This is a genomic window from Rheinheimera muenzenbergensis (genome assembly GCF_036984005.1).
In the GTDB taxonomy this organism is placed as follows: domain Bacteria; phylum Pseudomonadota; class Gammaproteobacteria; order Enterobacterales; family Alteromonadaceae; genus Alishewanella; species Alishewanella muenzenbergensis.
The window spans coordinates 330,283-356,454 of sequence record NZ_JALAAR010000001.1 but is presented as its reverse complement, the minus strand read 5'-3'; the positions used below and the strand labels follow the sequence as shown (position 1 = coordinate 356,454).

The window sequence follows — 26,172 nt, the reverse complement described above, 5'->3', positions numbered from 1 at the left end:
ACGGTTACATTTTGCTGTCCAGATAACGGCCGGTTTCTTTGTGGCCAAACTGTGGCAGCATCTGCTGAAATAACTCGACTAAATCCGCTTTTGTCCATTGCTTTGCCTGCTTTAGCGCGGCAATACGTTGTACAAAGTGTTGCAGAATGTCAGGCTGCGCCTGCGGCAGATTTTTAACAATACCTAACTGAGCAAAACGTTGCATATCTAAGCGCTCGTCGGCGGTGAAAAACTCTTCAAAGTCTTTTTCGCCGGTGGTGTCGCTGCTGCCAAATACACAAGGCCATTTGTTTGCTTTGCTTAGCGGCTGCACCTGTTCACGCGCCTGCTGTTCGTTGTCACACACCACGGCACTATAGCCACGTTGCTGCAGGTATTTCAGTGCTATGTCTGCAAAAGTGATCAGGTGCAGTTTTTCACTCAGTTTAGGAAAGAAAATATCGCCGTTATCGCCGAAAATGCATGACATCAGGCACAGTTCACCGGATTCTTGTGGCGTAACAAAATACCGTTTTATATCGTTAGGAGCGGCTATAGGTTGTTGTTTTTCCAAACGTTGATTAAAGCCATGCAGCAAAGAGCCATCAGAAAATGCCACATTGGCAAATCGTGCTGTTGAGATACACAATTCTGTGCTGTGATGCTGCAAAAACAACTCCATGATGCGCTTGGAGGCACCCATCATGTTAACCGGATTCGCTGCTTTGTCGGTAGACACGCAAAAATACTTTTTACAGCCGTGTTGTTTAGCCAGCCTTATGGTTTTATCGGTATTGAGTATATTGACCTCTATCATCCGCATCAGGGTGTAGGGGTCTTTTTCGCTACGCACATGCTTTAGTGCAGACAGGTTTAGCACATAATCGTACTGACCGTCTGCCGCATAAAAGGCATCAAATTCTACCGAGCCGATGTCCAGTGCGAAGGTCTGAAAATCGCCGTTGATATAGCCCAGGCCTGAGCGGATATCCCGCACCAGTTCAACCAGGTTATTTTCACTAATATCCACGACATGCAGTTTTTCCGGCTGGCGGCGGAAGATTTCTTTGCAAACGGCCTGACCAATGGAGCCGGCGCCACCTAATACCAGAAAACGGCTGTGCGACACAGCTTGGCTCAGTCTGGCTTCGTGGCTGGCAATATCGTCAGTAAATAAAGGCTGGCTGCGGCCTATCAGCGCTAAAATATCTGTCACCTATGGGTCTCCGCGAGGCGATAAAACGGTGTGCTTAGCCGTTGTATCGGCGCTACGGGCAAAAACTTAACTGTTTTGCCCTGATTTACTCAGATGCTATATCAACTATATCAGGCATTTAAATAACATTCTGCTTTAAATCTGCCGCTATGGCTGAAAGGCTGGGGGCTAACAGCTATAATACAGAAACGCGATTAGGTATGGCTGGCCTAGCCATATCAACCGCCGTGTAGCAGATTAATTCACGTAGCGGAGCAGATGATGAAAATTGGCAATCAACCCCAGGGGCAGGAAAGGCTGAATAACTTACTGCAAACCCAACAAAAGCAAGCCGAAAAGCTGGCCAGTGCCAAACGGATTAACAGCGCAGCAGACGATGCTGCCGGGCTGCAAATAGCCAACCGGCTAACCAGTACAGTAAATGAAGCGGTGCAAGGGCAACGCAATTTGTATGATGGCATAGGCCTGGCGCAGGTATACGAGCAAAGCCTGCAAAACATAAATAATGATTTAACCGAAGTAAATACGCTGGCAGTAGCTGCTGGCAATGGCATTTACACTGACGCCGATCGACAGGCATTGCAGCAGCAGGCGCAGGGGTATCTTGATAACGCGCAAAATACGCTGCAAACCGCCAGTTTCGGCGGTGTGTCGCTGTTTAACGATAAAGATATTGCCTTTAACAGCGGCCAGAGCAATCTAAACCTGAAGGTTGAAGATGTTGGCGCAGCGCTGACATCGCAAAATGTGTTTAGCATTGATCTCACCACGCAGGCCGGCGCTGCCGCCGCGAATACAACGCTGACACAGGCCACAGAGTATGTCAGCGGCTTGCAAGCTGATGCCGGTGCCAGCATTAACAGCTTTGCGGCGCAGGCCCGCAATCTGAATAATCAGCAGATTAATCAGGCGCAGGCCAGAAGCCGCATAGAAGATGCCGATTTTGCTGATGCCAGCGCTAAAAAAGCCTCGGCCGATGTGCTGGCAAATGCATCCATCGCTGTGCGCGCCCAGGCACGGATCAGTCAGGAGCAGACGCTGCAGTTGCTGGCTTAGCGCGGGTTGTACGCTATTTTTTTGACGCAGTGTCAAAAAAATAGCGTTTTTCCTTGCAACAGCGCGCCCGGTTAGTACAATGCTGGTAAAACATAATAAAAAGCATTGGCATGGCGCAAACACCGTTACTGTATATTGTTGATGAACTGTCAGAACGCAGCAGCCGCTTAAGCACGGTACTGGGCTTTATTAATGAGCCGCACCAATGCATCAGTGCTGCGCAGCTGCAGCAGCGTTTAGCCGCAGCTGAACCTGCGGTGGTCATGTTGGGCGCTTTGTCGCAGCATCAGGCTGACAGTTTGATCCAGGCTTATCCTGCCACGGCGTTTTTACTGCTGGGTGAAACACAAAAACCACTGTTGCAATATGCTAACGCCGTTGGTTTGCTGGCCGAACCCTTTGCATATACGTCTTTGACACAGTTGTTGCGCGATAGCCAGCAGTACCATCGTTTGTTGCCATTGCAACGCCAGGACCACAACACAAAATTTGACGGCATGGTGGGTAATTCCGATGCCATGCAACAAGTGCGCTTTTTAATCACTCAGGTGGCAAAAACCGATGCCAACGTATTAGTGCTGGGGCCTTCCGGTACCGGTAAAGAAGTGGTTGCCCGCAATATTCATTTATTATCGCATCGTGCTAACGGACCGTTTGTACCCATTAATTGTGGTGCCATACCGGCAGAGCTGCTGGAAAGCGAGCTGTTTGGTCATGAAAAAGGCGCCTTTACCGGTGCTATTTCAACCCGCAAAGGCCGGTTTGAACTGGCGCAGGGCGGTACCCTGTTTTTGGACGAAATAGGCGATATGCCGCTTAACATGCAGGTGAAGTTGCTTAGGGTACTGCAGGAACGGACTTATGAACGTGTTGGCGGTACCAGTGCTATAAAGGCCGATGTTCGCATAGTAGCGGCCACCCACCGTGACTTAGAGCAAATGATAGCCGCGGACAGTTTTCGCGAAGATTTGTACTACCGGTTAAATGTGTTTCCAATCGATACGCCGGCCCTGGCTCAGCGGCCGGAAGACTTGCCGCTGCTGGTGCATGAACTGATGCGCCGGCTTAACAGCAGCCACGAAGCCCAGGTGAAGTTTACCGAACATGCAATGCAAAGTATGCAACTGCACAGCTGGCCGGGTAATGTGCGCGAGCTGGCGAATTTGCTGGAACGGATGGTAATAATGTATCCGGATCAGGTGGTAGATGTGGCTGAGTTGCCACAAAAATACCGTCATCTGGATGTCGACAGCTATGTGCCGCAGTACCCGGAAAGTTTGCAAGAGCGCGATTTACTCAATGAAATGTTTCAGGGCGCGGATGATGATGCCGACGACGCTAGCTATAGCACAGACTATAGCGACGACGCTGGTATACAACACTTACCGGAGCAGGGACTGGATTTAAAAGAGTATCTGGCTGAACTTGAAATTCGTTTTATTTCGCAGGCATTGGAACGGCACGAGTTTGTCGTCGCCCGCGCTGCTGAAGTATTGGGATTGCGCCGCACAACCCTGGTGGAAAAAATGCGTAAGTATAACCTGGGTAAAGAAGAGTAATTGCCTCTGTCAGTGATTTGACACATCTAATGGTTTGAAATAAAACAACTTTTTAATGGCATAAAGTCTGCATTGTACGTCCAGGATGTTTTCCCCGGGGGTATGTATGACAACGGCCAATGCTTACGAGCTGTCGCCAGCTGGCCAGAGCCGTCAGCGACACTATACGACAATACAGGCTGACGCTGCCGGCACACTGCATTTAATTCACAGTGAACTGCAAGATCCGGTACTTAATGCACTGCCGGCGGCGGTGATCCTGCTGGATCAGCGTGGTATGGTGTATCAGGCCAATCCGGCGGCACTTAGCATGCTGGGTGAACCTCTAGTGGGCCAATTGTGGTTCAATCTGATTAAACGCTGTTTTCGCCCGCGCAGTGATGATGGCCTGGAAGTGTCACTACAAGATGGCCGCAGGGTAAAGCTGGAAATCAGCGCTTTACTAAGTAAAACGGCCTATACCCAGCCGGGGCAGCTCATTATGTTGACGGATCTTACCCAAACCCGGCAACTGCAAAGCCGGCTTAGCCATATGCAGCGGTTGTCTGCGCTGGGCAAGATGATGGCGTCGCTGGCTCATCAAATTCGTACACCGCTGTCTGCTGCCTTGCTATATGCGCAAAACCTGGCTAACCCGCGTATAACACTGCAACAACAGCAGCAGTTCCAGCATAAGCTGCAATCCCGCTTACAGGATTTAGAACAGCAATTAAATGATATGTTGCTGTTTGCCCGGCCTGACAGTGCTCAGGCTGTTAGTGTTGTTAGTACAACCGAGCTGGCGGCTGCGGTGCAGGCGGCTGCAGAAGCCTGCATTAGTGCTGCTGGGGCACGGCTAACGGTACAACTGCCAGAGCAGCCTCTGTACATTTTGGGAAACCAGAATGCGCTGTGCGGTGCGTTGATGAACCTGATCCAGAATAGCTTACAGGCTGCAGGCGCAGCCGCGCAGATTGCATTGGGTATGGCAGCAGATAGCGATAAAGCCGGTTATCTCAGCATCAGTGTCAGTGACAATGGCCCGGGCGTACCTGCACAGCTACAAGCTGATTTGTTCGAGCCCTTTGTTACCGGGCGCGCCGATGGCAATGGCCTTGGCCTGGCGGTAGTGCAGGCTGTGGCAACGTCACATCAGGGCTCGGTGCGTTATAGTGCCGCTGCTGACGGTGGAGCCTGTTTTCAGCTCACACTGCCGCAGCATCAGTTAAAGCAGACGCAGGGGGACGTGCTATGACACAGCAGATACTGTTGGTTGAAGACGATGCCGGTTTACGCGAAGCATTACAGGATACGCTGCAGCTGGCGCAATATCAGGTGTTAAGTGCCTGCAGTGCGGAAGAGGCATTGTTGCTACTTAAACAGCATAAAGTGCAGTTGGTTGTCAGTGATGTGCAGATGGCCGGTGTATCGGGTTTAACGCTGCTGAAAACCCTGCGTGAGCACTATCCCAATCTACCGGTATTAATGATGACGGCTTATGCCACAGTGCAGGCGGCAGTAGAAGCTATCCGGCTTGGGGCTGTTGACTATCTGGCCAAGCCATTTTCACCTGAAGTGCTGGTAAGCACGGTGGGCCGTTATGTTGTAGCAAATACCGCCTCTAATGTTGAACCTGTAGTTGCCGCACCGGCCAGCAAGCAGTTGCTTGCCCTGTGCGCCAGAGTCGCGAAAACCGATGCCAGTGTCATGATTAGCGGGCCCAGTGGCTCAGGCAAAGAAGTACTGGCGCGTTATATTCATCAGCTATCAGGCCGCAGCAGTGGCCCTTTTGTTGCCATTAACTGCGCCGCGATACCAGAAAATATGCTGGAGTCTACCTTGTTTGGCTATGAAAAAGGCGCCTTTACCGGTGCTATAAACGCCTGCCCGGGTAAGTTTGAGCAAGCCCAGCAGGGCACTTTGCTGCTGGATGAAATTACCGAAATGGATTTGAACCTGCAAGCCAAATTGCTGCGGGTATTGCAGGAGCGGGAAGTTGAACGTTTAGGCGGTCGCAAAACCATTAAACTGGACGTACGCATTCTGGCAACCAGCAACCGGGACCTACGCCAGGCCGTAGCCCAGGGCCGCTTTCGCGAGGATCTGTTTTACCGGCTGAATGTATTTCCGCTGGCGTGGCCGGCACTGAGTGAACGGCCAGAAGACATTATTCCGCTGGCCTGGCATTTACTGGCGCGTCATGCTGCAGCATCTGGCCGGCCCGGTGCCCGCCTGACGGCTGAAGCCGGGCAATGTCTGGCGCAATATCACTGGCCGGGCAATGTAAGGGAGCTGGACAACGTAATGCAGCGGGCGCTGATCATTGCCAGCAGCGACGACATCAGTGCTGCCGATATCATGTTGCAGCAACTGGATCTGGGCAGTGTTGCAAGTCAGGTAGCCGCTGTGCCGCAGGCGGTGGCACTGCAGACAGCAGAGCCGGTAGCGGAACCTGAGACAGAGGAGTGCGATCAGGCCAGCTTTAAACAAAGCGTACACCAGCAAGAGCATCGCATTATTCTGGCAACGCTGCGCGAATGTGCGTACCGGCGTGCCGACGTGGCACGTAAGCTTGGTATTAGTGATCGCACTTTGCGGTATAAACTGGCACGAATGCGTGAATCGGGTATCGATATTCCCGCCTGATGCCAACTTCAGCCAATTAAAAGCCCTTAGTTTGTTAAAGTAAGGGCTTTTTCATTTAAAATCATCACTTTAAAAGTGGCATAACTCCTGCTTTATCCTGTTTACTATTTGCTACAGCAAAATTTTGACAGGTGACGCTATGAATATTAAAGGTCAGGCTCTTTACGCCGAAATGCAGTCGCTGGCCGGCCAGGCCAGAGCCGTGGGTAATGAGCTGAAACTGCAAAACAATGCTGAAGTTAACCCTAGTCAGTCTGATTTTGGCAGCATGTTTAAAGACGCACTAAGCCATGTCAATGGCTTGCAGCAGCAAACCGGCAAAATGCGCACCGCCTTTGAAATGGGTGATCCGAATATGTCGCTGGCGCAGGTAATGATAGCCAGCCAAAAATCATCACTGGCATTTGAAGCGACCGTACAGGTACGCAACAAGCTGGTAGAAGCCTACAAAGACATTATGTCGATGCCGGTATAACGGAGGATTAAGCAGTGGCTGACAATCAATCCACCGAGCTGACGCTAAGCGGCGACAACTTTAACAGCGGCAACAGCAGCGAGCAGCAGGAGCAAAAATCCGGCTTTATCGGGTCTTTAGGCGGTACAGATCTGGTACGGCAAATTACCATGATCGTCGCGCTGACTATCTGTCTGGCAATAGCGATACTGATTATTATGTGGGCACGCCAGCCAGAAATGCGTCCGCTGGGTACCTTTCAGACGCAGGAACTGATTCAAACGCTGGACCATCTGGATGCACAAAAGATCCCCTATTCATTAGAAGGCAATGTTATTTATATTGCTGAAGACCAATTTCAGACCGTGCGCTTGTCGTTATCGCGTGCCGGTTTAACCCAGGAACCATCCAGTGGTACCGAGTTTTTGCTGCAGGATAGCGGCTTTGGTGTCAGCCAGCGCCTGGAAATGGAGCGTTTAAAGCACAGCCGCGAACAGCAACTGGCGCGTACCATTGAAGAGCTGCAAAGCGTGTCCCGCGCCCGTGTGTTACTGGCAATCCCTAAAGAAAACGTATTTGCCCGGGCAGAAAAGCTACCCAGCGCTACCGTGCTGGTGACCGCGCGAGGTGGTACTGTGATCCGCGACAGCGAAGTCGACGCCATAGTTGATATCGTTGCCTCTGCGGTGCAGGGATTGTCGCCTTCACGGGTAACGGTAACCGATCAGAATGGCCGGCTGCTAAACAGCGGCTCGCAAGATGCCAGCTCGGCACGTTCGCGCAAAGAGTACGAATTACAGCGCACCCGTGAAGAAGAATACCGGCAAAAAGTGGATTCTATTTTAATGCCGGTGCTCGGTTACGGAAACTATACCGCGCAAGTCGACTTACATATGGATTTTACCGCCACAGAGCAGACGCAAAAACGTTTTAACCCGGATTTGCCAGCCGTGCGCAGTGAAATGACCATTGAAGAAAACACCGTGGGCGGTTTAAGTGGCGGCATTCCCGGAGCGCTGTCTAACCAGCCGCCGTTAAATTCTACTATTCCGGAGCAGGCCACCGGCACCGGTGCGCAGCCGGTAATACCAGGTCGCAACAGCAAAGAAGCCACCCGCAATTACGAGCTGGACACCACTATCAGCCATATTTCGCAGCAAAGCGGGGTGATCCGTCGTTTAAGCGTATCTGTAGCAATCGACTACAAAGCCAATGCCAATGGCGAACCAGAAGCCCGCACCCAGGCCGAGCTGGCCAATATTCGCCGCTTGCTGCAAGGTGGCGTCGGTTTTGATGCCCAGCGTGGAGACATGATTGAAGTGATTTCAGTCCCCTTTATGCGCGACGAAGTGGTAGAGCCACCAGCGCCTAATTTCTATGAAGAAGAATGGTTTTTACGGGTTGTGCGCCTGGCGATTGGCGGCCTGATAATCATAGTGCTGATCCTGGCAGTGATTAAGCCAATGCTGAAAAAACTGATTTACCCAGAAGATACCAAAGATACTTATGATGATAATGCCCTAAGCAGCGGCTTGGATTTAGGCGACGATACCATCGATATGCTTAGCTCCAGCTTTGATGAAAATGCCGTAGGTTTTGCTGCAGATGGTACACTGATGTTACCGGATTTACATGGTGATGATGATTTATTACGCGCAGTGCGGGCTCTGGTTGCGAACGAGCCGGAACTGTCTTCCCTGGTAGTGAAAAACTGGTTGGCTGAAGATGAGTAGCATAGAAGCAACAAAGCCTGCGTTTGATGTAGGCAAACTGGACGGTGTTGAAAAGGCCGCGATCTTATTGCTAAGTTTGTCAGAAGAAGATGCTGCGCAGATTTTAAAGCACTTAGAACCAAAGCAGGTGCAAAAAGTTGGTTTGGCAATGGCGCAGATGACCGATCTGAACCAGGCGAAAATCTCTGCTGTGCATCGCTTGTTTATAGAGCAGATCCAGAATTTCAGCACCATCGGCTTCCAGAGTGAAGAGTTTATTAAACGGGCACTGACCGCTGCGCTGGGTGAAGAAAAAGCAGCAAATCTGATTGACCAGATAGTGCTGGGTGGCGGGGCCAAAGGTCTGGACTCGTTAAAATGGATGGACTCTAAGCAGGTTGCCAATATTATCCGCAACGAGCACCCGCAGATCCAGACCATCGTATTGTCTTATCTGGAGCCGGAGCAATCGGCAGAGATTTTATCGCAATTCCCGGAAAAGGTACGGCTGGATTTAACCATGCGTATCGCCAATCTGGAAGAAGTGCAGCCAGCCGCATTGCAGGAGTTAAACGAAATTATGGAGAAACAGTTTGCTGGTCAGGCTGGTACCCAGACCGCGAAAATGGGCGGCTTAAAAGCGGCGGCCGATATTCTCAACTATATGGATACCAATATTGAAGGCCAGCTGATGGATTCGATCCGTGAGCATGACGAAGAAATGGCACAACAAATTCAGGATCTGATGTTCGTATTCGAAAATCTGGTCGATGTGGACGATCGCGGTATTCAAACCTTGTTGCGTGAAATTCAGCAGGATGTGCTGATGAAAGCTCTGAAAGGCACGGACGAAAATCTGAAAGAGAAAATCCTGAGAAACATGTCGAAACGGGCAGCTGAACTATTAACAGATGATCTGGAAGCGATGGGACCGGTGCGGGTTAGCGACGTTGAGGCCGCGCAGAAAGAAATTCTGTCGATTGCCCGCCGTCTGTCTGATGCCGGCGAGATTATGCTTGGTAGTGGCGGTGGCGATGACTTCCTGTAAGTTAGACTGAGGTAGCCATGACAACAGATGGCTTTAAGTATAAGCGGCCGTTTTCACCGGATGATGCCACTGAGCAGCAGCTAGAGCACTGGCATACGCCGGATCTGACCAATGAAAGCCGCCCCGACACCGGCCGTACTAATGCGCTTAACCTGACGTTGCCGCAAGCACGTAAAGTCAGGCAAGAGCTGGAAGAGGAAGTCGTTGTCAAACCTTTGACAGCTGAGGATATTGAACAAATACGCCAGGCCGCTTACGACGAAGGCTTTGCACTAGGCAAAGAAGAAGGCTTTAGCAAAGGCTATAGCGAAGGCCGTGAGCAAGGCACGCAGGATGGGTTATTACAGGGGCAGGCTGAAGGCAAAAAGCAGGGACTGGCCCAGGGCGAACAAGAGCTGACCGAGCGTTTGGCGCAGTTAACCGGCCTGATTGAACAAATGCAAAAGCCGCTGGCCAGTGTCGATCGCAAAGTAGAACAACAATTGCTGCAACTGAGCCTGGCAATGGCGCAGGCTGTTATTGCGGTAGAAGTACAAACTAACCCCAAAGTTATATTGCAGGCAGTAACAGAGGCCACCTCGGCCTTGCCGCTGGATGCCGCCCAGATCCGGATTAGGTTACACCCGAATGATGTGGCCGTGATCGGGCAATTTTACCCGACAGCACAGCTGGCTGAACGTGGCTGGCAGTTACAGGCCGATGCCACCGTCGCGCAGGGCGGCTGCCTGGTTGAAACCGCACGCTCAAGTGTCGATCGCAGCCTGTCGCAGCGGTTGCAAAGCAGTCTGGAACATTTTATTCAATTGCAAGACAGTACTGAGTCAGCAGAGCAAAACAGTGCTGTGCCAACTGCAGCCACTGACGGGCAAGAGGTGGACGATGGCCAGCAGTGAAACACTTAGCCGCTTTTTGCAATTGCAACAGCAGTATGTGCATCCGTCCAGGCCAGCTGTCGCGGGTCATCTGGTACGGGTTGTCGGCCTGACGCTGGAAGCCACCGGCTGCAGCGCGGCCATTGGTCAGCCCTGCAGCGTCGAGACCGCGCGCGGCGATATCATGGCCGAAGTGGTTGGCTTTGCCAATGACCGTATTTTTTTGATGCCCAAAGACGATGTTTCTGGTGTGGTGCCTGGTGCTAAAGTCACGCCGATGCTGAATTATAAAGGTGTACCACTGAGCATGAACCTGCTGGGGCGGGTGATAGACGGTGTCGGTAGCCCGCTGGACGGCAAAGGGCCGATAGCGGCTAAACAGTTCGGCGGTATTAAGGCTAAGCCGATAAACCCGCTAAACCGTCGGCCCATTAAACAACCGCTGGATGTCGGTGTCAGGGCCATCAACAGCATACTTACTGTCGGCAAAGGCCAGCGTATGGGCTTGTTTGCCGGCTCTGGCGTTGGTAAAAGTGTGTTACTGGGTATGATGACCCGCGGTACCTCGGCAGATGTAATTGTCGTCGGGCTGGTGGGGGAGCGCGGCCGGGAAGTTAAAGAATTTATTGATGAAATACTCGGCGATGAAGGTAAGCAACGTTCGGTGGTCATTGCCGCGCCGGCTGATGTATCACCGCTGATGCGGCTTAAAGGCTGTGAGACCGCAGTGCAGGTGGCTGAGTACTTTCGGGATCAGGGACTGGACGTATTGTTGCTGATTGACTCTATTACCCGCTATGCCCAGGCGCAACGTGAAATAGCACTGGCCGTTGGTGAGCCGCCGGCGACCAAAGGTTACCCGCCGTCGGTATTTGCCAAGTTGCCGGCTCTGGTAGAGCGGGCCGGTAATGGCAGTGGCAACCAGGGGTCCATCACGGCTTTTTACACCGTGTTGTCTGAAGGTGATGACTTACAGGACCCTATTGCCGATGCATCGCGGGCCATTTTAGATGGCCATATAGTGTTGTCGCGCGCCCTGGCCGATGCCGGGCATTTTCCGGCAGTAGATGTCGAAAAATCTATCAGCCGGGTGATGCCGGCGGTGACCAGCCTTGAACATCAGCACATGGCGCGTGGCATTAAACAGCTGTATTCCAGTTACCAGCAAAGTAAAGATCTGATCGCTATCGGCGCTTATGTGCGCGGCAGCGATCCGCAACTGGATAAAGCCATCGCGATGATGCCAAGAATTAACGCTTTTTTGCAGCAGGGCATGCATGATGTTGTAGCCTACGATGACAGCCTGCAAGGGCTGTATCAGTTGCAGCCGCAAGCGAAAGGAAACGGCCTATGATTAACCACCGCTTTAGCATGCTCATTACTATACAACAGCAACGTGAAGAGAAGTTGCAGGCGCAATTTGTTGCCGCGCAGCAGTTTTATCAGCAGGCGGAGCAAAAATATCAGGGGCTGGCGAATTATCGTACCGACTATATTCGGCAAAGCCAACAACAGGGCGCTGCAGGTTTACAAAGCCGGCAGTACAGTCAGTTTGTTAATTTTATCGCCAAACTGGACCAGGCAATATTGCAGCAGGGCCGTGCCGTGCATCAAGCCAGAGCCGCAGCCGAGCAACGTAAACAAAGCTGGCTGGCGATGCAAAAAAAGCGTAAAGCACTGGAGTTATTGGTACAACGTGGTGAGCAGGCTGAGTTACTGCGTCAGTTAAGAGAAGAGCAAAAAAATGCCGATGAATATGCCAGCCAGTTGTATAGCCGCGCCCAGGCTGTACAGCTTTAGCGCAGTTTTGGTAAATACTGGCCCGAAACTTGAATAAGTTTGAATAAGTAAATGGTAAAGCAGACGAAAGCGGAATTATGGCAGCGCTGGACGCCGGCCAAAGTGGGGTAACACATGACGCAAGCGTTATCGATTTCAATGCTGATGTTAGGCGCAGATATTACGCTAACTTCAGATACTAAAGCGGCCAATGCCCAGACAGCCGATAATCAGCTGCCACAGACTGATGAGGGTGATGTAGAGCAGGGCAGTGGTTTTAGTGCGTTGTTGCAAGGGATGGTGCAACCGGCAAACAGCGGCAAGGCAGGCTTAGGCCAGCGGCAGTTCTCTGCCGCTGGCAGTGAATTGTCGGCGCTTAGTGCGGCGATGTTGCAGGCAACAAACCCCGATGCCGCAAGTAGCGATGATCCAGCCTTAGCGAACAGCTTGTTGCTGCAAATTGCGCTAAAAAACCAACCTGCTGATAAAGCTGAGGCTGACAGCGAGGTTGCGACTGCCGAAGGCGAAGCGACAGTTGAGCTAGCCCTTGACCAAACTGAAACTCAAACTGAAACTGATAGCGACACTGATGCGGAAGCTGACAGCAGCCTGTCAGGAAAACAGCAACCTGCGCTGGCTGCCGATAGTAAATCAATCACAGTAGACACTAAGCCGGCCGCTGATACCGGCATGGCAGAAGATGCCGCAACAGCCAATTCTGATAGTAGCCAGACAAAACAGCTGGCTAATGACGCTGCAAAAGCTGCAACACCAACTGTTGCTCAAACCGCAGATAGTCTTGCAGCCGGTGTGTCGTCTGATGCACAACCAACTGCGGGGCAAAGCCAGACAGCTCTTACTGTGGGAGAGGCCGCGCCAGACAGTGCTGTATCACCTGATGCTGAGCTGGCGCAGCAGCAAAATCAACATGGAGATGCTGCCAAACTAAGCCCTGGGGCTGCCAGTACAGGCCCGGATAAGGCTGAACCGGTTAAAAACCGCACTGCGTCAGCCACTGCCAGCATCACTAAGCCAACTGAAACGCTAACAGAAGCCGTAACCCAAGCCAGCCCGGTGTTAACGGCAGAACCGGTATCTACAGTGAGCAGCCAGATCAAAGCAAAAAACGATGGCAAAGCGGACGACAAGTCAGCGCTTAGCAACTCCGGCAGTGAAAAACTCAGCCCTAAAGCTGATTCGGCTAATTTAAGTAAAAGCGCTGCCGCTGAACAGGGTACTCAGCAGCAACAGCAAGGTCAGGCGCAATCTGAGCGCCAGTTTGCAGCGCTGGCAAGCCACAACAGCAGCACAAAACCAGTTGCAGAGCCGGCGCGGGGTGAAACCAGTTTTGTCAGCAGTTTGCACAGTGCTGAAAGCCGTCAGCAAACACACAGCAGCAAAGTCGTCACTAAATCGGCGACTGAGCAGTTAAAGCAAAGCCTTAATTTGCAGCAACATGATGCCGCCGGCCAGTTACAGCAGCGGGTAAGCATTATGCTGCGGCAAAATATTCAGGTAGCGGAAATCCGGCTTGATCCGGCCGGCCTGGGCCAGATGCAGATAAAAATTGATGTGCAACAAGAGCAAACCAATGTGCAGTTTGTCGTGCAACAACCTCAGGCTAAAGAGTTACTGGAACAACAATTGCCGCGCTTACGCGAATTGTTGCAGCAGCAAGGTATTGTCCTGGGCGAAGGCAGTGTGCAGCAGCAGTCGCAGCAGGAACGCCAATTATCTGAGCGGCAGCAGCACAATAGCCAGGGGCGGCAACAGGGTACAGCTGACGATGGCTTAGGCGACGACAGCATACAAACTCAGCTAAAGGTTGCGCCATCCGACAGGCTGGTTGATTATTATGCATAGCAGTATGTTACTGCAGCAATCAGAGCAGGCTTGATTTACTTTAGCATCAGGCTCTGAGCATAATGGTTAACGGTGCAATTAAGGGGCAGGGTATGGCAGCAGAAAAAGATTTAGTGATCGCCGAAGGTGGCGGCAAGAAAAAGTGGATAATTATTGGTGCCGCGGTATTGGTTGTGGTACTGGCTGTTGCGGGCTTTTTTATGTTTTCTGGCGGTAGCAGTACAGCAGAGGCAGACGGCGCAAGTCAAACGAGCGCCGGCTCAGATCAGGCGGCAGGAGCTGTTGAAGCCAAAGGCAGTGCGCTCTATGTGCCGTTGCCCAAGCCCTTTGTGTTTAACGTGCCGGGTGCATCGCGTGACAGAATGGTACAGATTAAGGTGCAGTTACTGGTTAGAGGCGACAATAACCATACACTGGCGATGCGGCATATACCTTTGATAGAAGGGGCGCTGTTGGAAACTTTCAGCTCGTCCAATGCGGATGAACTGGTGACTGTGGCCGGCCGTGATGCACTAAAAAATAAAGCCTTAAGCGATTTGCAACAGGCGATGATAGAAGTAGTAGGTTCAGTGGTGGTGGACGAGGTGTTGTTCACCGGTTTTGTGATGCAATAAGAGTGAGCAGCCGTGACCGATTTACTGTCACAAGACGAAATTGATGCGCTGTTACATGGTGTTGATGACGTCGAAGAAGAAGAAATAGACGAGTCCGGCGAAGGCCGGGGCCGTTCCGCGATGGAATACGATTTCTCCTCACAGGATCGTATTGTGCGCGGCCGTATGCCCACTCTGGAAATGGTTAACGAGCGTTTTGCCCGTCATATGCGCATCAGTTTATTTAACATGATGCGCCGCACCGCAGAAGTGTCGATTAACGGTGTGCAAATGATTAAGTTTGGCGAATATGTGCATACCCTGTTCGTACCTACCAGTTTAAATATGGTGCGGTTCAGACCGCTGAAAGGCACTGGCCTTATCACAATGGAAGCGCGGTTAGTTTTTATTTTGGTAGATAACTTCTTCGGCGGTGATGGCCGCTACCATGCCAAAATTGAAGGCCGTGAATTTACGCCAACCGAACGGCGTATTATCCAGATGTTGTTAAAACTGATTTTTGAAGACTACAAAGAAGCCTGGGCACCGGTGATGGATGTGTCGTTTGAATATCTCGACTCTGAAGTTAACCCGGCAATGGCCAATATTGTCAGTCCGACTGAAGTGGTGGTCATCAGTTCATTCCATATTGAATTGGATGGCGGTGGTGGTGATTTCCACGTTGCCCTACCTTACTCCATGCTGGAACCGATCCGCGAATTGCTCGATGCCGGTGTACAAAGCGATAAAGAAGACACCGATTTGCGTTGGAGTAAGGCGCTGCGCGATGAAATTATGGACGTTAAAGTTGATCTGACCACCAAGATGATGGATGTGGATCTGACGCTGCGGGAAATAATGGAACTGAAAGCTGGCGATATTATTCCGATAGAAATACCGGAACATATTACTGTGCTGATTGAAGATTTGCCGTCCTATCGTGCCAAGCTGGGCCGTTCACGCGAAAGTGTCGCGCTGAAAATCATTGAGAAAATAAAACGGCCTGAGTCGGTAAAATCTGAAATGCATGTATTTACCAAAGGTGGGCGCCGGCTGGACAGCGACGCTGATATTTCTGAATTAGAAGCCGATCTGAATCTGTCAGATCGTGATAGAAGGTAATTAAAATGGCTGATGATAAAGACACCATGGACGAATGGGCCGCTGCGATGGCAGAGGCCGAAGGCGCTGGAGATGGCGCTGAAGCGGTTGAACTGGAAGAGCTACGTGATGAAAAAGCTGACATTACCGTAGATGAAAAACGCAAACTGGACACCATTCTTGATATTCCGGTTACCATTTCAATGGAAGTCGGCCGGGCGAAAATAAGTATCCGTAACCTGTTACAACTGAACCAGGGTTCAGTTGTGGAACTGGAGCGGGTGGCCGGTGAACCGCTGGACGTCCTGGTCAATGGCACTCTGATTGCCCATGGCGAAGTGGTTGTGGTGAATGATAAATTTGGTATTCGCTTAACTGATGTTATTAGTCAGATAGAGCGGATTAAGAAGCTGCGTTAATGCGCTTTATTGCAATTATTATAGGGTGCTTGTTCTGCCTGCCGGCTAGTGTGGTTGCACAGCAAACTGACCAAGCCAAAACAGAAGCGGTGCAGCAAACACCGGCAACTGAGGCTGAGCTGGCCGTTGCCGGGCCTGCAACGGCGTCAGCGCCTGTAACGGTGCCCTCGCTGTTACCTGCTGCGGCCAGTACGGCACAGACAGCCGATACTGCGCCGGTAAAACCCCTGGCGCTGCAAAGCCCGGCTGAGCGGCCGGCGACGGGGGTGGGCCTGGGTAAAATGGCACTATCGCTGTTAATCGTGGTAGCCATAGTGATTGCGCTGGGCTGGGCATTCAAAAAATTGACGCTGCGCCTACCCGGTAGCCGGCATATCAAAATTATTTCTACTATGCCGCTTGGGCCGAAAGAGCGCTTGTTAGTTATTGAAATGCAAGGAAAACAGCGGGTTTTGGGTGTCACGGCACACAACATAAATTTGTTGTTTGAGTTAGAGAATTCACTACCTGAAGAAAAGTTGGCATCAGACTTTCATACACAGTTGCAATCTTTACTAAAAAAATAGTGTGAGCTATGTTGCGATTGTTGTTCGTGGTGCTGTTAGCCGTGCTAAGCCCCGATGTTTTTGCCGATAACGGAGCCTTGTCAGCTGTTACTGTCACCACAGGTGCAGATGGGAGCCAGCAATATAGCGTAACGCTGCAAGTGCTGGCGCTAATGACGGCGCTAAGTTTTATACCCGCCATGGTCATAATGATGACCAGTTTTACCCGCATTATTGTGGTGCTGGCTATTTTGCGCCAGGCCATTGGTTTACAACAATCCCCGTCAAATCAGGTATTAATTGGCATTACGCTGTTTTTAACCTTTTTTATTATGGCGCCGGTATTTAACAACATAAATGACACGGCTATTCAGCCCTATTTGGCCGAGCAAATTACGCCGGTGCAGGCGTTGGATGCGGCAATAACGCCAATCAAAGCCTTTATGCTGCATCAAACCCGTACTAAAGATCTTGATACCTTCGCTCAGATAGCCGGGCTGGAAATTGCTGCCCAGCCGCAGGATTATCCGATAACTGTGGTGATACCGGCCTTTATTACCAGTGAGCTTAAAACTGCGTTTCAAATTGGCTTTATGTTGTTTATTCCGTTTTTAATCATAGATTTAGTTGTTGCCAGCGTGCTGATGGCAATGGGTATGATGATGCTGTCGCCAATGATTATTTCACTGCCGTTTAAACTGATGATGTTTGTGCTGGTAGATGGCTGGATTTTGGTAATGGGCACGCTGGCCACCAGCTACGGAGTTGGCACATGAGCCCGGAAATGTTTGTTGATGTACTGCGCGATGCGTTGTTTATCGTGATTTTGCTGGTTAGCGCCATTATTTTGCCGTCGCTGTTTGTCGGCTTAATCGTGGCGGTATTTCAGGCTGCGACCTCAATTAACGAACAAACACTAAGCTTTTTACCGCGCTTAATCGTCACCTTACTGGCACTGATGTTTGGGGGCCACTGGTTTACCCAGGTTATTATGGAATACACCCATGAGTTGTTCCTGAGCATACCAACAGTGGTGGGCTAAACAGATGGAGTTTCCGCTGTCGGTTTTAATGCAGGCGCTGGCAGATTATTTACTGCCAATGTGTCGTGTAACAGGTATGTTTTTAATTATGGCCGGTATTGGCGTGCGCAATGTGCCAACGCGGATTAAAACCGGCCTGGTGGTGTTTATCAGCCTGATTATTATGCCGACCCTGCCGCCGGTAACCAACCCGGATTTAATGTCTGGTCATATGATGCTCGAAGTATTGCTGCAGCTGCTGATTGGCTTTGCGCTGGGCTTTATTTCGCTAATGTTTATTAATACCTTTGTGCTGGCAGGTCAGTTGCTTGCCACCCAAACCGGTCTGGGGTTTGCGTCGATGGTTGATCCGGCCAGTGGTGTAAGTGTGCCGGCGATAGGCCAGTTTTATCTTATTTTGGCAACCTTATTGTTTTGGATCCTGGATGGCCACCTGATTATGATCCAGATGCTGGTATTCAGCTTTAACGCACTACCGATTAATGGCCATTGGTGGGACGTCAGCAGTTACTGGACTGTGGTTGAGTTTGCCGGCTGGATGTTTGCTACTGCGCTGGCAATAGCACTGGCACCGGTGGTGTCGATGCTGGTGGTGAATTTATCCTTTGGCATTATGACCCGGGCTGCACCACAGCTTAATATCTTCTCGATTGGTTTTCCTATTACGATGCTGGCCGGCTTAATCATTCTGTGGTTAACGCTGGACACCTTTTTATTTCATTACGACAAACAGTGGCAGCACGCAATTGATTACAGCTGCCGGCTGATTGGTTGTTAAACGGAGGGCTCTGCAATGGCAGATGAAAGCGCCGAAAAGACCGAACAGCCCACGCCGAAAAAGCTGCAAGACGCAGCCGAAAAGGGCCAAATAGCCCGTTCCAAAGATTTAGGTACTGCCTTTGTTCTGATAGGCACAGCCACCGCACTACTGATATTTGGCAAGATGCTGGCTATTGCCATTCTGGATATTGGCCAGCGCATGATGCGCCTGACGCCTAAAGATATTTTTGAGCCAAACTCTATGTTTACCGCCTGGGGCGCTGTCATCGAGCGGTTGGCTATACCTATGGGCGGCGTGTTTGCCATAGTGCTGCTGGCAGCCTTTATTGGCAACACTCTGCTGGGTGGTTTTAACTTTAGCTGGCAGGCTGCCGGCCCTAAACTGAGTAAAATGAGCCCGTTAAAAGGCTTTAAACGCATGTTTGGCATGCAGGCGGCGGTCGAACTATTAAAAAGTATTCTGAAAGTAATAGTAGTAGTGGGTATTGCCTACTTACTGTTGAAGTTGTTTTTTGACGATATTATGGCGCTGTCACTGATGAGCGAGCCGAACAACATAGAATCGGCCATGTATTTTCTGGCCTGGCTGTTTTTAGGCCTTTGTGCCAGTGTGTCAGTGATTGCGATAGTGGATGCGCCCTACCAAAAATGGAACCACATTCGTCAGCTAAAAATGAGCCTGCAGGAAATTAAAGACGAATATAAAAACAGCGAAGGTGATCCGCATATCAAAGCCCGCATTCGCCGTACCCAAATGCAAATGTCAATGAAGCGCATGATGCAGGAAGTACCCAAAGCCGATGTCATCGTAACCAACCCGACGCATTATGCGGTGGCTTTAAAGTATGATCAGGGTAAATTCCGTGCTCCTTTAGTGGTGGCAAAAGGGCTGGATGAGGTAGCGTTGCACATCCGTAAAATTGCTGCTGAGCATAAAATACCCATTATCGAGTCACCTATGCTGGCGCGCTCGGTGTACCACACGACAGAGCTGGATCACCCTATCCCTGAGCAGCTGTTTGCTGCCGTCGCGCAGGTACTGGCTTACGTTTACCAGCTAAACATGTACAAGAAAGGTAAAGGCAGCCGGCCGAAAGCCCTGGCCAAAGAGTTACCTATCCCGGAAGACTACCGCCACTAAGACTTTCCTGCGTTGTAAGTGTGTTGGAACGTTTTTTGCTGAGCAGCTATATAGCGCCAAATTACTGTCAGGGTTGTTATGCAGTTAGCCAGTTATCTTACTAAGTTTGACCGTTCAAAATTAGCTCATGTCAAAGGCCTGGGCACACCTATTCTTATTCTTGCTGCGTTGGCGATGGTGGTATTGCCGCTGCCGCCGACGCTGTTAGATATTCTGTTTTCTTTTAATATTGCACTGGCGTTGGTGGTGCTGCTGGTTACGATTTACACCCAGCGGCCGCTGGATTTTGGCATTTTTCCGGCAGTGTTGCTGGTAGCAACTATTATGCGGTTGGCGCTAAACGTAGCCAGTACCAGGGTGGTGTTGCTGGAGGGCCATAATGGCCCCGATGCGGCGGGTAAGGTTATCGAGGCTTTTGGCTCAGTGGTGATCGGCGGTAACTATGCCGTTGGTATAGTAGTATTTTTAATCCTGATCATTATCAACTTTGTGGTGGTTACCAAAGGTGCCGGCCGGATTGCCGAAGTAACAGCCCGTTTTACACTCGATGCCATGCCTGGCAAGCAAATGGCGATAGATGCTGATTTAAACTCTGGCCTTATCACGCAGGAAGAGGCGCGGGTGCGCCGTGAGGAAGTAACCAGTGAAGCCGATTTTTACGGCTCGATGGACGGTGCCAGTAAGTTTGTTAAAGGCGACGCCATTGCCGGTATCGTGATTTTAGTGATTAACCTGGTTGGCGGTATCTTTATCGGTATGATGCAGCATGACTTGAGCTTCTCTGCTGCCATTGAAGTTTACACGTTGCTGACTATCGGTGATGGCCTGGTGGCGCAAATACCGGGGCTGTTACTGTCTATTGGCACTGCTATTATCGTTACCCGGCAAAACAAATCAGAAAATATGGGCGAGCAGATGAGTGCTCAGCTGGGCAACACCCGGGTGTTATTTGTTGCTGCAGCGGTTCTGACGCTGATGGGCATAGTGCCAGGTATGCCACATTTTGCCTTCTTGTCGCTGGCGGCTTTGGTAGGTGGGGCAGCCTATTTACTGAATAAACGCGCCCAACAAACGGCGGCTGAGCTGGTAAGCCGTAATACTAAAGACGTGGCGCCGGTTGAGAATAATGCCGTGAAGGAAATCGGCTGGGACGATGTGCAGGGTGTTGACACCATAGGGCTGGAAGTGGGTTACCGCCTTATTCCACTGGTAGATAAAACCCAGGGCGGTGAGCTGCTGAGCCGGATTAAAGGTGTACGGAAAAAACTATCGCAAGAGCTTGGCTTTCTGATCCCGGCAGTTCATATCCGTGACAATCTGGATTTAGAACCGAACAGCTACCGCATGACATTGATGGGCGTAACCTCAGGTGAAGGCGAGCTACGCCATGATAATGAGCTCGCCATTAACCCTGGCCAGGTATTTGGCACTGTCAAAGGCATCGCTACTAAAGATCCGGCATTTGGTCTGGATGCGGTATGGATTAACAAAGATCAGCGCGAACATGCGCAAACCCTAGGTTATACCGTGGTGGATGCTGCAACTGTGGTCGCCACCCATTTAAGTCAGATCCTTACCAACCATGCTGCCAGCTTGCTGGGGCATGAAGAAGTGCAAAACCTGCTGGATATGCTGGCTAAGCATTCGCCCAAGCTGGTAGAAGGCCTGGTGCCTGACACCTTGCCGCTGACAGCTGTCGTTAAAGTATTGCAAAACCTGCTAAACGAAGGTGTGCCAATCCGCGATATGCGTACCATAGTGCAAACGCTGGTGGAATATGGCGCTAAGAGCCAGGACGTAGATGTACTTACAGCGGCTTGCCGTATCGCGCTGCGGCGTTTGATTGTGCAGGAAGTCGGCGGCAGCCGGCAGGAGATCCCGGTGATTACTTTTGCGCCGGAACTTGAGCAAATGCTACACCAGTCGATGCAGGCTGCCGGCAATGATGGTGCCGGCATTGAACCGGGGCTGGCAGATCGTATTCAGCAATCTCTGCAACAGGCGCATCAGGAGCAGGAGCTTAATGGCGACAGCGCTATTCTGTTAACGTCAGGAATATTACGCTCAGTTATGGCACGATTTGTGAAATACACCATTCCAGGGCTGCGTGTATTGTCTTATCAGGAAATTCCGGATGACAAACAAATTCGCATTGTCAGCGTAATCGGTCAGGCAGGATAGGAATTAAATTATGAAAATCAAACGCTTTGTAGCAAAAGATATGCGGACTGCACTGCAGGAAGTTAAAGAGTTTCTTGGGCCTGACGCCATTATTTTGTCAAATAAGAAAGTTGCAGAAGGTGTGGAAATTGTCGCCGCTATCGATCAGGACGTCGTAACGGCAGATAAAGTTGCTGCGCCAGTGCCAGCGCAACCGGCAGCGGCAAAGTTCAGCGCCAGGGTCGATGATAGCGACAACGCTGATGCGCCGGCCGATTCGTTAAAAGCGTTGCTGGCCCGGCAAATGATCAAGCAGCAGGTTGCCAATCCACAAAAGCAGCACGCCGCACCAGCCAAAGCGCGTCAGCCAGAGCCTGAAGCAAGTGCGTTGCAATTTCAGCGTCAAACTTCTGGCGTGCCTTCAGCGGTTAGCTCTGTACAGCTGACTGAAATCAGCCGGCAGCAGGAACAACAGGCTAAGTTGCTGCAGCAACAAATGGATGCAATGCGTAACGAAATGCTGTCAATGCGTCAGCTATTACAGCATCAGGTGTCAGGTTTGATGTGGCAGGATTTGGCAAGACGTGAGCCGGTAAGGGCGCTGGTGATTGATAACCTGCGTCAGTTAGGCTTGTCTGAACAAATGGCGGACCAGCTGGCCTGTTTTATGCCGGAAGATCTGAACAGCAGTGATGCCTGGCAGGCCGCCTTGGAGCTACTGGCTGGACAACTTAGTACCACTAACGATGATATACTGCGTCGTGGCGGCATTATTGCGCTGGTGGGGCCAACCGGAGTCGGTAAAACCACTACAGTAGCAAAGCTGGCGGCAGAGTTTGCCCGGCGTCATGGTGCGGATCAGGTAGCACTTATCACCACCGACAGTTTTCGTATCGGTGCTTTTGAACAACTGGCCACCTTTGGCCGTATTATCGGCTGTCCGGTTAAGCAGGCAAAAGACAGCACTGAGTTGTCTGTTATCCTGACGCAAATGCAGCAACGCAAATTAATCCTGATAGATACGGCTGGTATGAGCCAACGAGATGTGCGCCTGGCAGAAAAACTTGCTACGCTGGTTCATAATAGTCGTGTCAAAATAAAAAGTTATCTGGTATTGTCTGCGACTGCGCAGGCAAGAGTTATGCAGGAAAGCGTGGCACATTTTAAACGCATTCCGTTGTCTGGTTGTATTTTCACCAAACTTGACGAATGCTTAAGCTTAGGTGAAGTTATAAACGTTGCAGTGCAGAACGCGTTGCCGCTCAGTTACTTGACTAATGGCCAGCGCGTACCTGAAGATATAGCAGTTGCAGAGGCTCAAAGTCTGGTGCAGCAAGCAGAACAATTACGAATCGCACAAAGTAGTACGGCTCATCAATGGTATCAATATGACGAGAGCCGGGCGGACGGAACCTATGCATAGTCATGACAATATTGACGATCAAGCCAATGGCCTGAGAAAAATGAATAAGCAGATGGTAAAAGTAATATCAGTTACCGGAGGTAAAGGCGGCGTGGGTAAAACCAACGTTACGCTAAACTTTGCCATGGCGCTGTCGCAATTAGGAAAACGGGTGCTGGTACTGGATGCTGATCTGGGACTGGCCAATTGCGATGTAATGTTAGGCCTGAGGGTCGAGAAAAATTTATCCCATGTGTTGTCCGGCGAAGCTGAATTGGATGACATCATCATTGACGGCCCTTTGGGCATTAAAATTATTCCTGCCACTTCCGGTTCGCAAAACATGACCGAGCTTACCCCGGCAGAGCATGCCGGGCTAATAAGAGCATTCAGTGAGCTGAAAACGCCGGTAGACGTGATGCTGGTTGATACAGCGGCAGGTATCTCCGATATGGTACTGAGTTTTTCCCGTGCGTCGCAGGACGTGATGGTAGTTGTTTGTGACGAGCCTTCTTCTATCACAGATGCCTATGCCCTGATGAAAATTCTCAGTCGTGACCATGGCGTAGAAAAATTTAAAATTGTCGCCAATATGGTGCGTAGCCTGAAAGAGGGCCAGGAGCTGTTTAGTAAGCTGACGCGGGTGACAGATCGGTTTTTAGATGTCAGCCTCGAACTGGTGGCAACCATTCCTTATGACGAAAATGTACGCAAAGCAGCGCGTAAGCAAAAAGCCTTTATTGATGCTTTTCCGCGTACTGCTGCCAGTATGGCAATAAAGTCGTTAGCTTTAAAAGCGGTTAAATGGCCGTTACCAGCTACTGCGTCCGGTCATCTGGAATTTTTCCTAGAACAACTGGTACTGCCGCAAACTGACAGAGGTATTGCGTGAACAGCCGGATTGCAGCTTATGGTGGGGTCGACCATATGCAGCAAATGGTCGAGCGGCACGCGCCTTTGGTTAAACGCATTGCTTATCACCTGCTGGCCAGATTACCAGCCAGTGTGCAGGCCGATGATCTTATTCAATCTGGTATGATTGGGTTAATTGAAGCTGCGAAAAATTTCGACGGCAGCAAAGGCGCCAGTTTTGAAACCTTTGCCGGTATCCGCATCCGTGGTGCAATGCTGGACGAAATGCGCCGTGGCGACTGGACGCCGCGCTCGGTGCACCGCAACGCCAGATTGATAGCTGAAACCATCGCCGAGCTTGAGGGGATACTGGGCCGTGATGTAAAAGATACAGAAGTTGCTGAAAAACTTGATATATCTCTGGATGAATACCATCATATGTTAAGTGATATCAGCAGTGGTCGTATAATTGGTATCGAAGATCTGGGGGTGTCACAGGATGTGTTGGTGACGTCTGATGATACTGATGCCGATCACTTATATGAAAGTCAGGCAAATGAGGCGTTTCAGCAGGCTCTTGTCACAACTATCAGTAATTTACCAGAGCGTGAAGCATTAGTGCTCTCGCTGTATTATAATGACGAACTGAATTTGAAAGAGATAGGGGCAGTGCTGAATGTCAGTGAATCCCGCATCAGTCAGATTCATAGTCAGGCCTTGGTCAGATTGAAAGCCAGAATGCAGGATTGGTTGTAACCTATTCTGAGATAAAAAGTTATATCTCGTCGGAGGGGATTTTGGATAAAAACATGAAAATTCTTGTGGTTGATGATTTTTCGACCATGAGACGGATAATAAAGAATCTGTTACGTGATCTTGGCTTTACTAATGTATCTGAAGCAGATGACGGCAGTACTGCTTTACCTATGCTGCAGAACGGTGACTTCGATTTTGTCGTTACTGACTGGAACATGCCAGGAATGCAGGGTATCGACTTGCTGCGTGCGATTCGTGCTGATGCCAAGCTAAAGCACATTCCGGTATTGATGGTGACCGCTGAAGCGAAAAAAGAACAAATCATTGCCGCGGCTCAGGCCGGTGTAAATGGCTATATTGTTAAACCTTTTACCGCAGCCACCCTGCAAGAGAAGTTAGCTAAAGTATTTGAACGCATCGGCTAACCGTAACTGACAAAGGAGCGTTGCTATGTCTGCAATTACGGCGCCGTTGATTTCACTGGAGCAAGCCCGGGAGCTGGTGCAGTTGCTGGAGATGGAGCAGCATGATGCCGCTAATCAACTGGTACAGCAACTTGCTGTGCCAGGCTCTTCTGAATTATTTGCTGAGGTTGGCAAACTGACCCGGCAGCTGCACGATTCGCTGAAAAATTTCCAGATTGACCCTTCACTGAATAACTTGCTGGAAGAAGATATTCCTGATGCTAAAAAGCGGCTTAATCATGTAATTGACATGACTGAGCAAGCCGCCAACCGCACCATGGATGCTGTCGAATCTTGTTTACCTATTGCCGATCAGTTAACCCAGGGCCTAAATGGTATTGCACCACAATGGCAAAAATTAATGCAACGTCAGTTGCAACTCACTGAATTTAAAGCCCTGTGTCACAACCTTGATGGCTTTTTAAATCAGGCTGGTACAGATACTGCTACGCTTAATTCACTGCTGACTGACGTATTAATGGCGCAGGATTATCAGGATTTAACTGGCCAGATCTTACGTCGGGTTATTGAGCTGGTACGGGAAGTAGAAGAAAGCTTGATTGGTCTGCTTACAGCTTTTGGCCAGTCGAGCATTATGATGGCCGCTGAGGCCAAGCCAGCTAAACCAGCCAAAAGTAAGCCCAAAGCACATGAAGCTGAAGGCCCGATTATTGATGCAGCTGAGCGGGACGATGTGGTTAGCGGTCAGGACGACGTTGATGATTTATTGTCCAGTTTAGGTTTTTAACAGAGG

Annotated in this window: 26 protein-coding genes; 25 read left to right on the top strand and 1 reads right to left on the bottom strand. The window is 50.5% G+C overall.

The genetic code is table 11. The features are described 5' to 3' along the window. Positions 1-4 precede the first annotated feature (4 nt). Positions 5-1,195 carry a UDP-N-acetylglucosamine 4,6-dehydratase gene (locus MN202_RS01595; protein WP_335734331.1) on the bottom strand — a complete coding sequence of 397 codons (1,191 nt, stop codon included), beginning with the start codon at positions 1,193-1,195 and terminating at the stop codon, positions 5-7. Between the two features lie 261 nt (positions 1,196-1,456). On the opposite strand from MN202_RS01595, the gene MN202_RS01590 reads away from it, so the two are divergent. The 25 genes from MN202_RS01590 to MN202_RS01470 all read left to right on the top strand — a co-directional run bounded on the left by MN202_RS01590 (position 1,457) and on the right by MN202_RS01470 (position 26,166). Further along, entirely contained in the window at positions 1,457-2,251 is a 795-nt protein-coding gene (locus tag MN202_RS01590) for a flagellin (RefSeq protein WP_335734330.1), read from the top strand. A gap of 110 nt (positions 2,252-2,361) precedes the next feature. Further along, entirely contained in the window at positions 2,362-3,810 is a 1,449-nt protein-coding gene (locus tag MN202_RS01585) for a sigma-54 dependent transcriptional regulator (protein WP_335734329.1), read from the top strand. Positions 3,811-3,916: 106 nt separating this feature from the next. Next, a complete protein-coding gene (locus tag MN202_RS01580) occupies positions 3,917-5,044 on the top strand; it encodes a sensor histidine kinase (protein ID WP_335734328.1) in 1,128 nt (375 codons plus the stop codon). Beyond that, entirely contained in the window at positions 5,041-6,435 is a 1,395-nt protein-coding gene (locus MN202_RS01575) for a sigma-54-dependent transcriptional regulator (RefSeq protein ID WP_335734327.1), read from the top strand. The genes MN202_RS01580 and MN202_RS01575 overlap by 4 nt, the downstream gene beginning before the upstream one ends. Positions 6,436-6,574: 139 nt before the next feature. Beyond that, positions 6,575-6,910, top strand: a complete 336-nt coding sequence (gene fliE / locus MN202_RS01570) for a flagellar hook-basal body complex protein FliE (RefSeq protein WP_335734326.1) — start codon at positions 6,575-6,577, stop codon at positions 6,908-6,910. A 14-nt stretch (positions 6,911-6,924) separates the two neighbouring features. Further along, the gene (gene fliF, locus MN202_RS01565; RefSeq protein ID WP_335734325.1) at positions 6,925-8,622 is read left to right on the top strand and encodes a flagellar basal-body MS-ring/collar protein FliF; all 1,698 of its coding nucleotides are present in this window, start codon (positions 6,925-6,927) and stop codon (positions 8,620-8,622) included. Next, the gene (fliG, locus tag MN202_RS01560) at positions 8,615-9,649 is read left to right on the top strand and encodes a flagellar motor switch protein FliG (protein ID WP_335734324.1); all 1,035 of its coding nucleotides are present in this window, start codon (positions 8,615-8,617) and stop codon (positions 9,647-9,649) included. The genes fliF and fliG overlap by 8 nt, the downstream gene beginning before the upstream one ends. 17 nt (positions 9,650-9,666) lie before the next feature. Next, complete coding sequence (gene fliH / locus MN202_RS01555) at positions 9,667-10,542, top strand: flagellar assembly protein FliH (protein WP_335734323.1); 876 nt, start codon at positions 9,667-9,669, stop codon at positions 10,540-10,542. Continuing rightward, positions 10,529-11,875, top strand: a complete 1,347-nt coding sequence (gene fliI / locus MN202_RS01550; RefSeq protein ID WP_335734322.1) for a flagellar protein export ATPase FliI — start codon at positions 10,529-10,531, stop codon at positions 11,873-11,875. Before fliH ends, fliI begins: the two co-directional genes overlap by 14 nt. After that, positions 11,872-12,321 carry a flagellar export protein FliJ gene (gene fliJ, locus MN202_RS01545; RefSeq protein WP_335734321.1) on the top strand — a complete coding sequence of 150 codons (450 nt, stop codon included), beginning with the start codon at positions 11,872-11,874 and terminating at the stop codon, positions 12,319-12,321. Before fliI ends, fliJ begins: the two co-directional genes overlap by 4 nt. A 114-nt stretch (positions 12,322-12,435) precedes the next feature. Further along, a complete protein-coding gene (locus MN202_RS01540; protein WP_335734320.1) occupies positions 12,436-14,163 on the top strand; it encodes a flagellar hook-length control protein FliK in 1,728 nt (575 codons plus the stop codon). Between the two features lie 92 nt (positions 14,164-14,255). After that, complete coding sequence (gene fliL, locus MN202_RS01535) at positions 14,256-14,777, top strand: flagellar basal body-associated protein FliL (RefSeq protein WP_335734319.1); 522 nt, start codon at positions 14,256-14,258, stop codon at positions 14,775-14,777. A gap of 12 nt (positions 14,778-14,789) precedes the next feature. Then, positions 14,790-15,878: a flagellar motor switch protein FliM gene (fliM, locus tag MN202_RS01530; protein WP_335734318.1), complete on the top strand. Its 1,089-nt coding sequence runs from the start codon at positions 14,790-14,792 to the stop codon at positions 15,876-15,878. 5 nt (positions 15,879-15,883) lie between these two features. Further along, positions 15,884-16,276, top strand: a complete 393-nt coding sequence (gene fliN / locus MN202_RS01525; RefSeq protein WP_335734317.1) for a flagellar motor switch protein FliN — start codon at positions 15,884-15,886, stop codon at positions 16,274-16,276. Beyond that, positions 16,276-16,842 (top strand): flagellar biosynthetic protein FliO, encoded by a 567-nt coding sequence (gene fliO / locus MN202_RS01520; protein ID WP_335734316.1) that lies wholly within the window; start codon positions 16,276-16,278, stop codon positions 16,840-16,842. Before fliN ends, fliO begins: the two co-directional genes overlap by 1 nt. A gap of 8 nt (positions 16,843-16,850) precedes the next feature. Then, a complete protein-coding gene (gene fliP / locus MN202_RS01515) occupies positions 16,851-17,597 on the top strand; it encodes a flagellar type III secretion system pore protein FliP (protein ID WP_335734315.1) in 747 nt (248 codons plus the stop codon). Continuing rightward, the gene (gene fliQ / locus MN202_RS01510; RefSeq protein ID WP_335734314.1) at positions 17,594-17,863 is read left to right on the top strand and encodes a flagellar biosynthesis protein FliQ; all 270 of its coding nucleotides are present in this window, start codon (positions 17,594-17,596) and stop codon (positions 17,861-17,863) included. Before fliP ends, fliQ begins: the two co-directional genes overlap by 4 nt. A gap of 4 nt (positions 17,864-17,867) precedes the next feature. Continuing rightward, on the top strand, positions 17,868-18,641 hold the full coding sequence (gene fliR, locus MN202_RS01505; protein WP_335734313.1) for a flagellar biosynthetic protein FliR: 774 nt from the start codon (positions 17,868-17,870) through the stop codon (positions 18,639-18,641). A 15-nt stretch (positions 18,642-18,656) separates the two neighbouring features. Next, positions 18,657-19,784, top strand: coding sequence for a flagellar biosynthesis protein FlhB (flhB, locus tag MN202_RS01500; protein ID WP_335734312.1), 1,128 nt, complete (start codon positions 18,657-18,659; stop codon positions 19,782-19,784). Between the two features lie 78 nt (positions 19,785-19,862). Then, positions 19,863-21,965 (top strand): flagellar biosynthesis protein FlhA, encoded by a 2,103-nt coding sequence (gene flhA, locus MN202_RS01495; RefSeq protein ID WP_335734311.1) that lies wholly within the window; start codon positions 19,863-19,865, stop codon positions 21,963-21,965. A gap of 10 nt (positions 21,966-21,975) precedes the next feature. After that, positions 21,976-23,367 carry a flagellar biosynthesis protein FlhF gene (flhF, locus tag MN202_RS01490; RefSeq protein WP_335734310.1) on the top strand — a complete coding sequence of 464 codons (1,392 nt, stop codon included), beginning with the start codon at positions 21,976-21,978 and terminating at the stop codon, positions 23,365-23,367. Continuing rightward, positions 23,360-24,238 carry a MinD/ParA family protein gene (locus tag MN202_RS01485; RefSeq protein WP_472511560.1) on the top strand — a complete coding sequence of 293 codons (879 nt, stop codon included), beginning with the start codon at positions 23,360-23,362 and terminating at the stop codon, positions 24,236-24,238. The genes flhF and MN202_RS01485 overlap by 8 nt, the downstream gene beginning before the upstream one ends. Next, the gene (locus MN202_RS01480) at positions 24,235-24,954 is read left to right on the top strand and encodes an RNA polymerase sigma factor FliA (protein WP_472511559.1); all 720 of its coding nucleotides are present in this window, start codon (positions 24,235-24,237) and stop codon (positions 24,952-24,954) included. Before MN202_RS01485 ends, MN202_RS01480 begins: the two co-directional genes overlap by 4 nt. Positions 24,955-25,007: 53 nt before the next feature. Continuing rightward, positions 25,008-25,379, top strand: coding sequence for a chemotaxis response regulator CheY (cheY, locus tag MN202_RS01475; protein WP_206109480.1), 372 nt, complete (start codon positions 25,008-25,010; stop codon positions 25,377-25,379). 25 nt (positions 25,380-25,404) lie between these two features. After that, positions 25,405-26,166: a protein phosphatase CheZ gene (locus MN202_RS01470; protein ID WP_335734309.1), complete on the top strand. Its 762-nt coding sequence runs from the start codon at positions 25,405-25,407 to the stop codon at positions 26,164-26,166. Positions 26,167-26,172: the final 6 nt, after the last annotated feature.

Coding starts and splice junctions, on each gene's coding strand:
- MN202_RS01590 (WP_335734330.1), top strand. CDS start 1,457: ATGAAAATTGGCAATCAACCCCAGGGGCAGGAAAGGCTGAATAACTTA.
- MN202_RS01585 (WP_335734329.1), top strand. CDS start 2,362: ATGGCGCAAACACCGTTACTGTATATTGTTGATGAACTGTCAGAACGC.
- MN202_RS01580 (WP_335734328.1), top strand. CDS start 3,917: ATGACAACGGCCAATGCTTACGAGCTGTCGCCAGCTGGCCAGAGCCGT.
- MN202_RS01575 (WP_335734327.1), top strand. CDS start 5,041: ATGACACAGCAGATACTGTTGGTTGAAGACGATGCCGGTTTACGCGAA.
- fliE (WP_335734326.1), top strand. CDS start 6,575: ATGAATATTAAAGGTCAGGCTCTTTACGCCGAAATGCAGTCGCTGGCC.
- fliG (WP_335734324.1), top strand. CDS start 8,615: ATGAGTAGCATAGAAGCAACAAAGCCTGCGTTTGATGTAGGCAAACTG.
- fliH (WP_335734323.1), top strand. CDS start 9,667: ATGACAACAGATGGCTTTAAGTATAAGCGGCCGTTTTCACCGGATGAT.
- fliI (WP_335734322.1), top strand. CDS start 10,529: ATGGCCAGCAGTGAAACACTTAGCCGCTTTTTGCAATTGCAACAGCAG.
- fliJ (WP_335734321.1), top strand. CDS start 11,872: ATGATTAACCACCGCTTTAGCATGCTCATTACTATACAACAGCAACGT.
- MN202_RS01540 (WP_335734320.1), top strand. CDS start 12,436: ATGACGCAAGCGTTATCGATTTCAATGCTGATGTTAGGCGCAGATATT.
- fliL (WP_335734319.1), top strand. CDS start 14,256: ATGGCAGCAGAAAAAGATTTAGTGATCGCCGAAGGTGGCGGCAAGAAA.
- fliN (WP_335734317.1), top strand. CDS start 15,884: ATGGCTGATGATAAAGACACCATGGACGAATGGGCCGCTGCGATGGCA.
- fliO (WP_335734316.1), top strand. CDS start 16,276: ATGCGCTTTATTGCAATTATTATAGGGTGCTTGTTCTGCCTGCCGGCT.
- fliP (WP_335734315.1), top strand. CDS start 16,851: ATGTTGCGATTGTTGTTCGTGGTGCTGTTAGCCGTGCTAAGCCCCGAT.
- fliQ (WP_335734314.1), top strand. CDS start 17,594: ATGAGCCCGGAAATGTTTGTTGATGTACTGCGCGATGCGTTGTTTATC.
- fliR (WP_335734313.1), top strand. CDS start 17,868: ATGGAGTTTCCGCTGTCGGTTTTAATGCAGGCGCTGGCAGATTATTTA.
- flhB (WP_335734312.1), top strand. CDS start 18,657: ATGGCAGATGAAAGCGCCGAAAAGACCGAACAGCCCACGCCGAAAAAG.
- flhA (WP_335734311.1), top strand. CDS start 19,863: ATGCAGTTAGCCAGTTATCTTACTAAGTTTGACCGTTCAAAATTAGCT.
- flhF (WP_335734310.1), top strand. CDS start 21,976: ATGAAAATCAAACGCTTTGTAGCAAAAGATATGCGGACTGCACTGCAG.
- MN202_RS01485 (WP_472511560.1), top strand. CDS start 23,360: ATGCATAGTCATGACAATATTGACGATCAAGCCAATGGCCTGAGAAAA.
- cheY (WP_206109480.1), top strand. CDS start 25,008: ATGAAAATTCTTGTGGTTGATGATTTTTCGACCATGAGACGGATAATA.
- MN202_RS01470 (WP_335734309.1), top strand. CDS start 25,405: ATGTCTGCAATTACGGCGCCGTTGATTTCACTGGAGCAAGCCCGGGAG.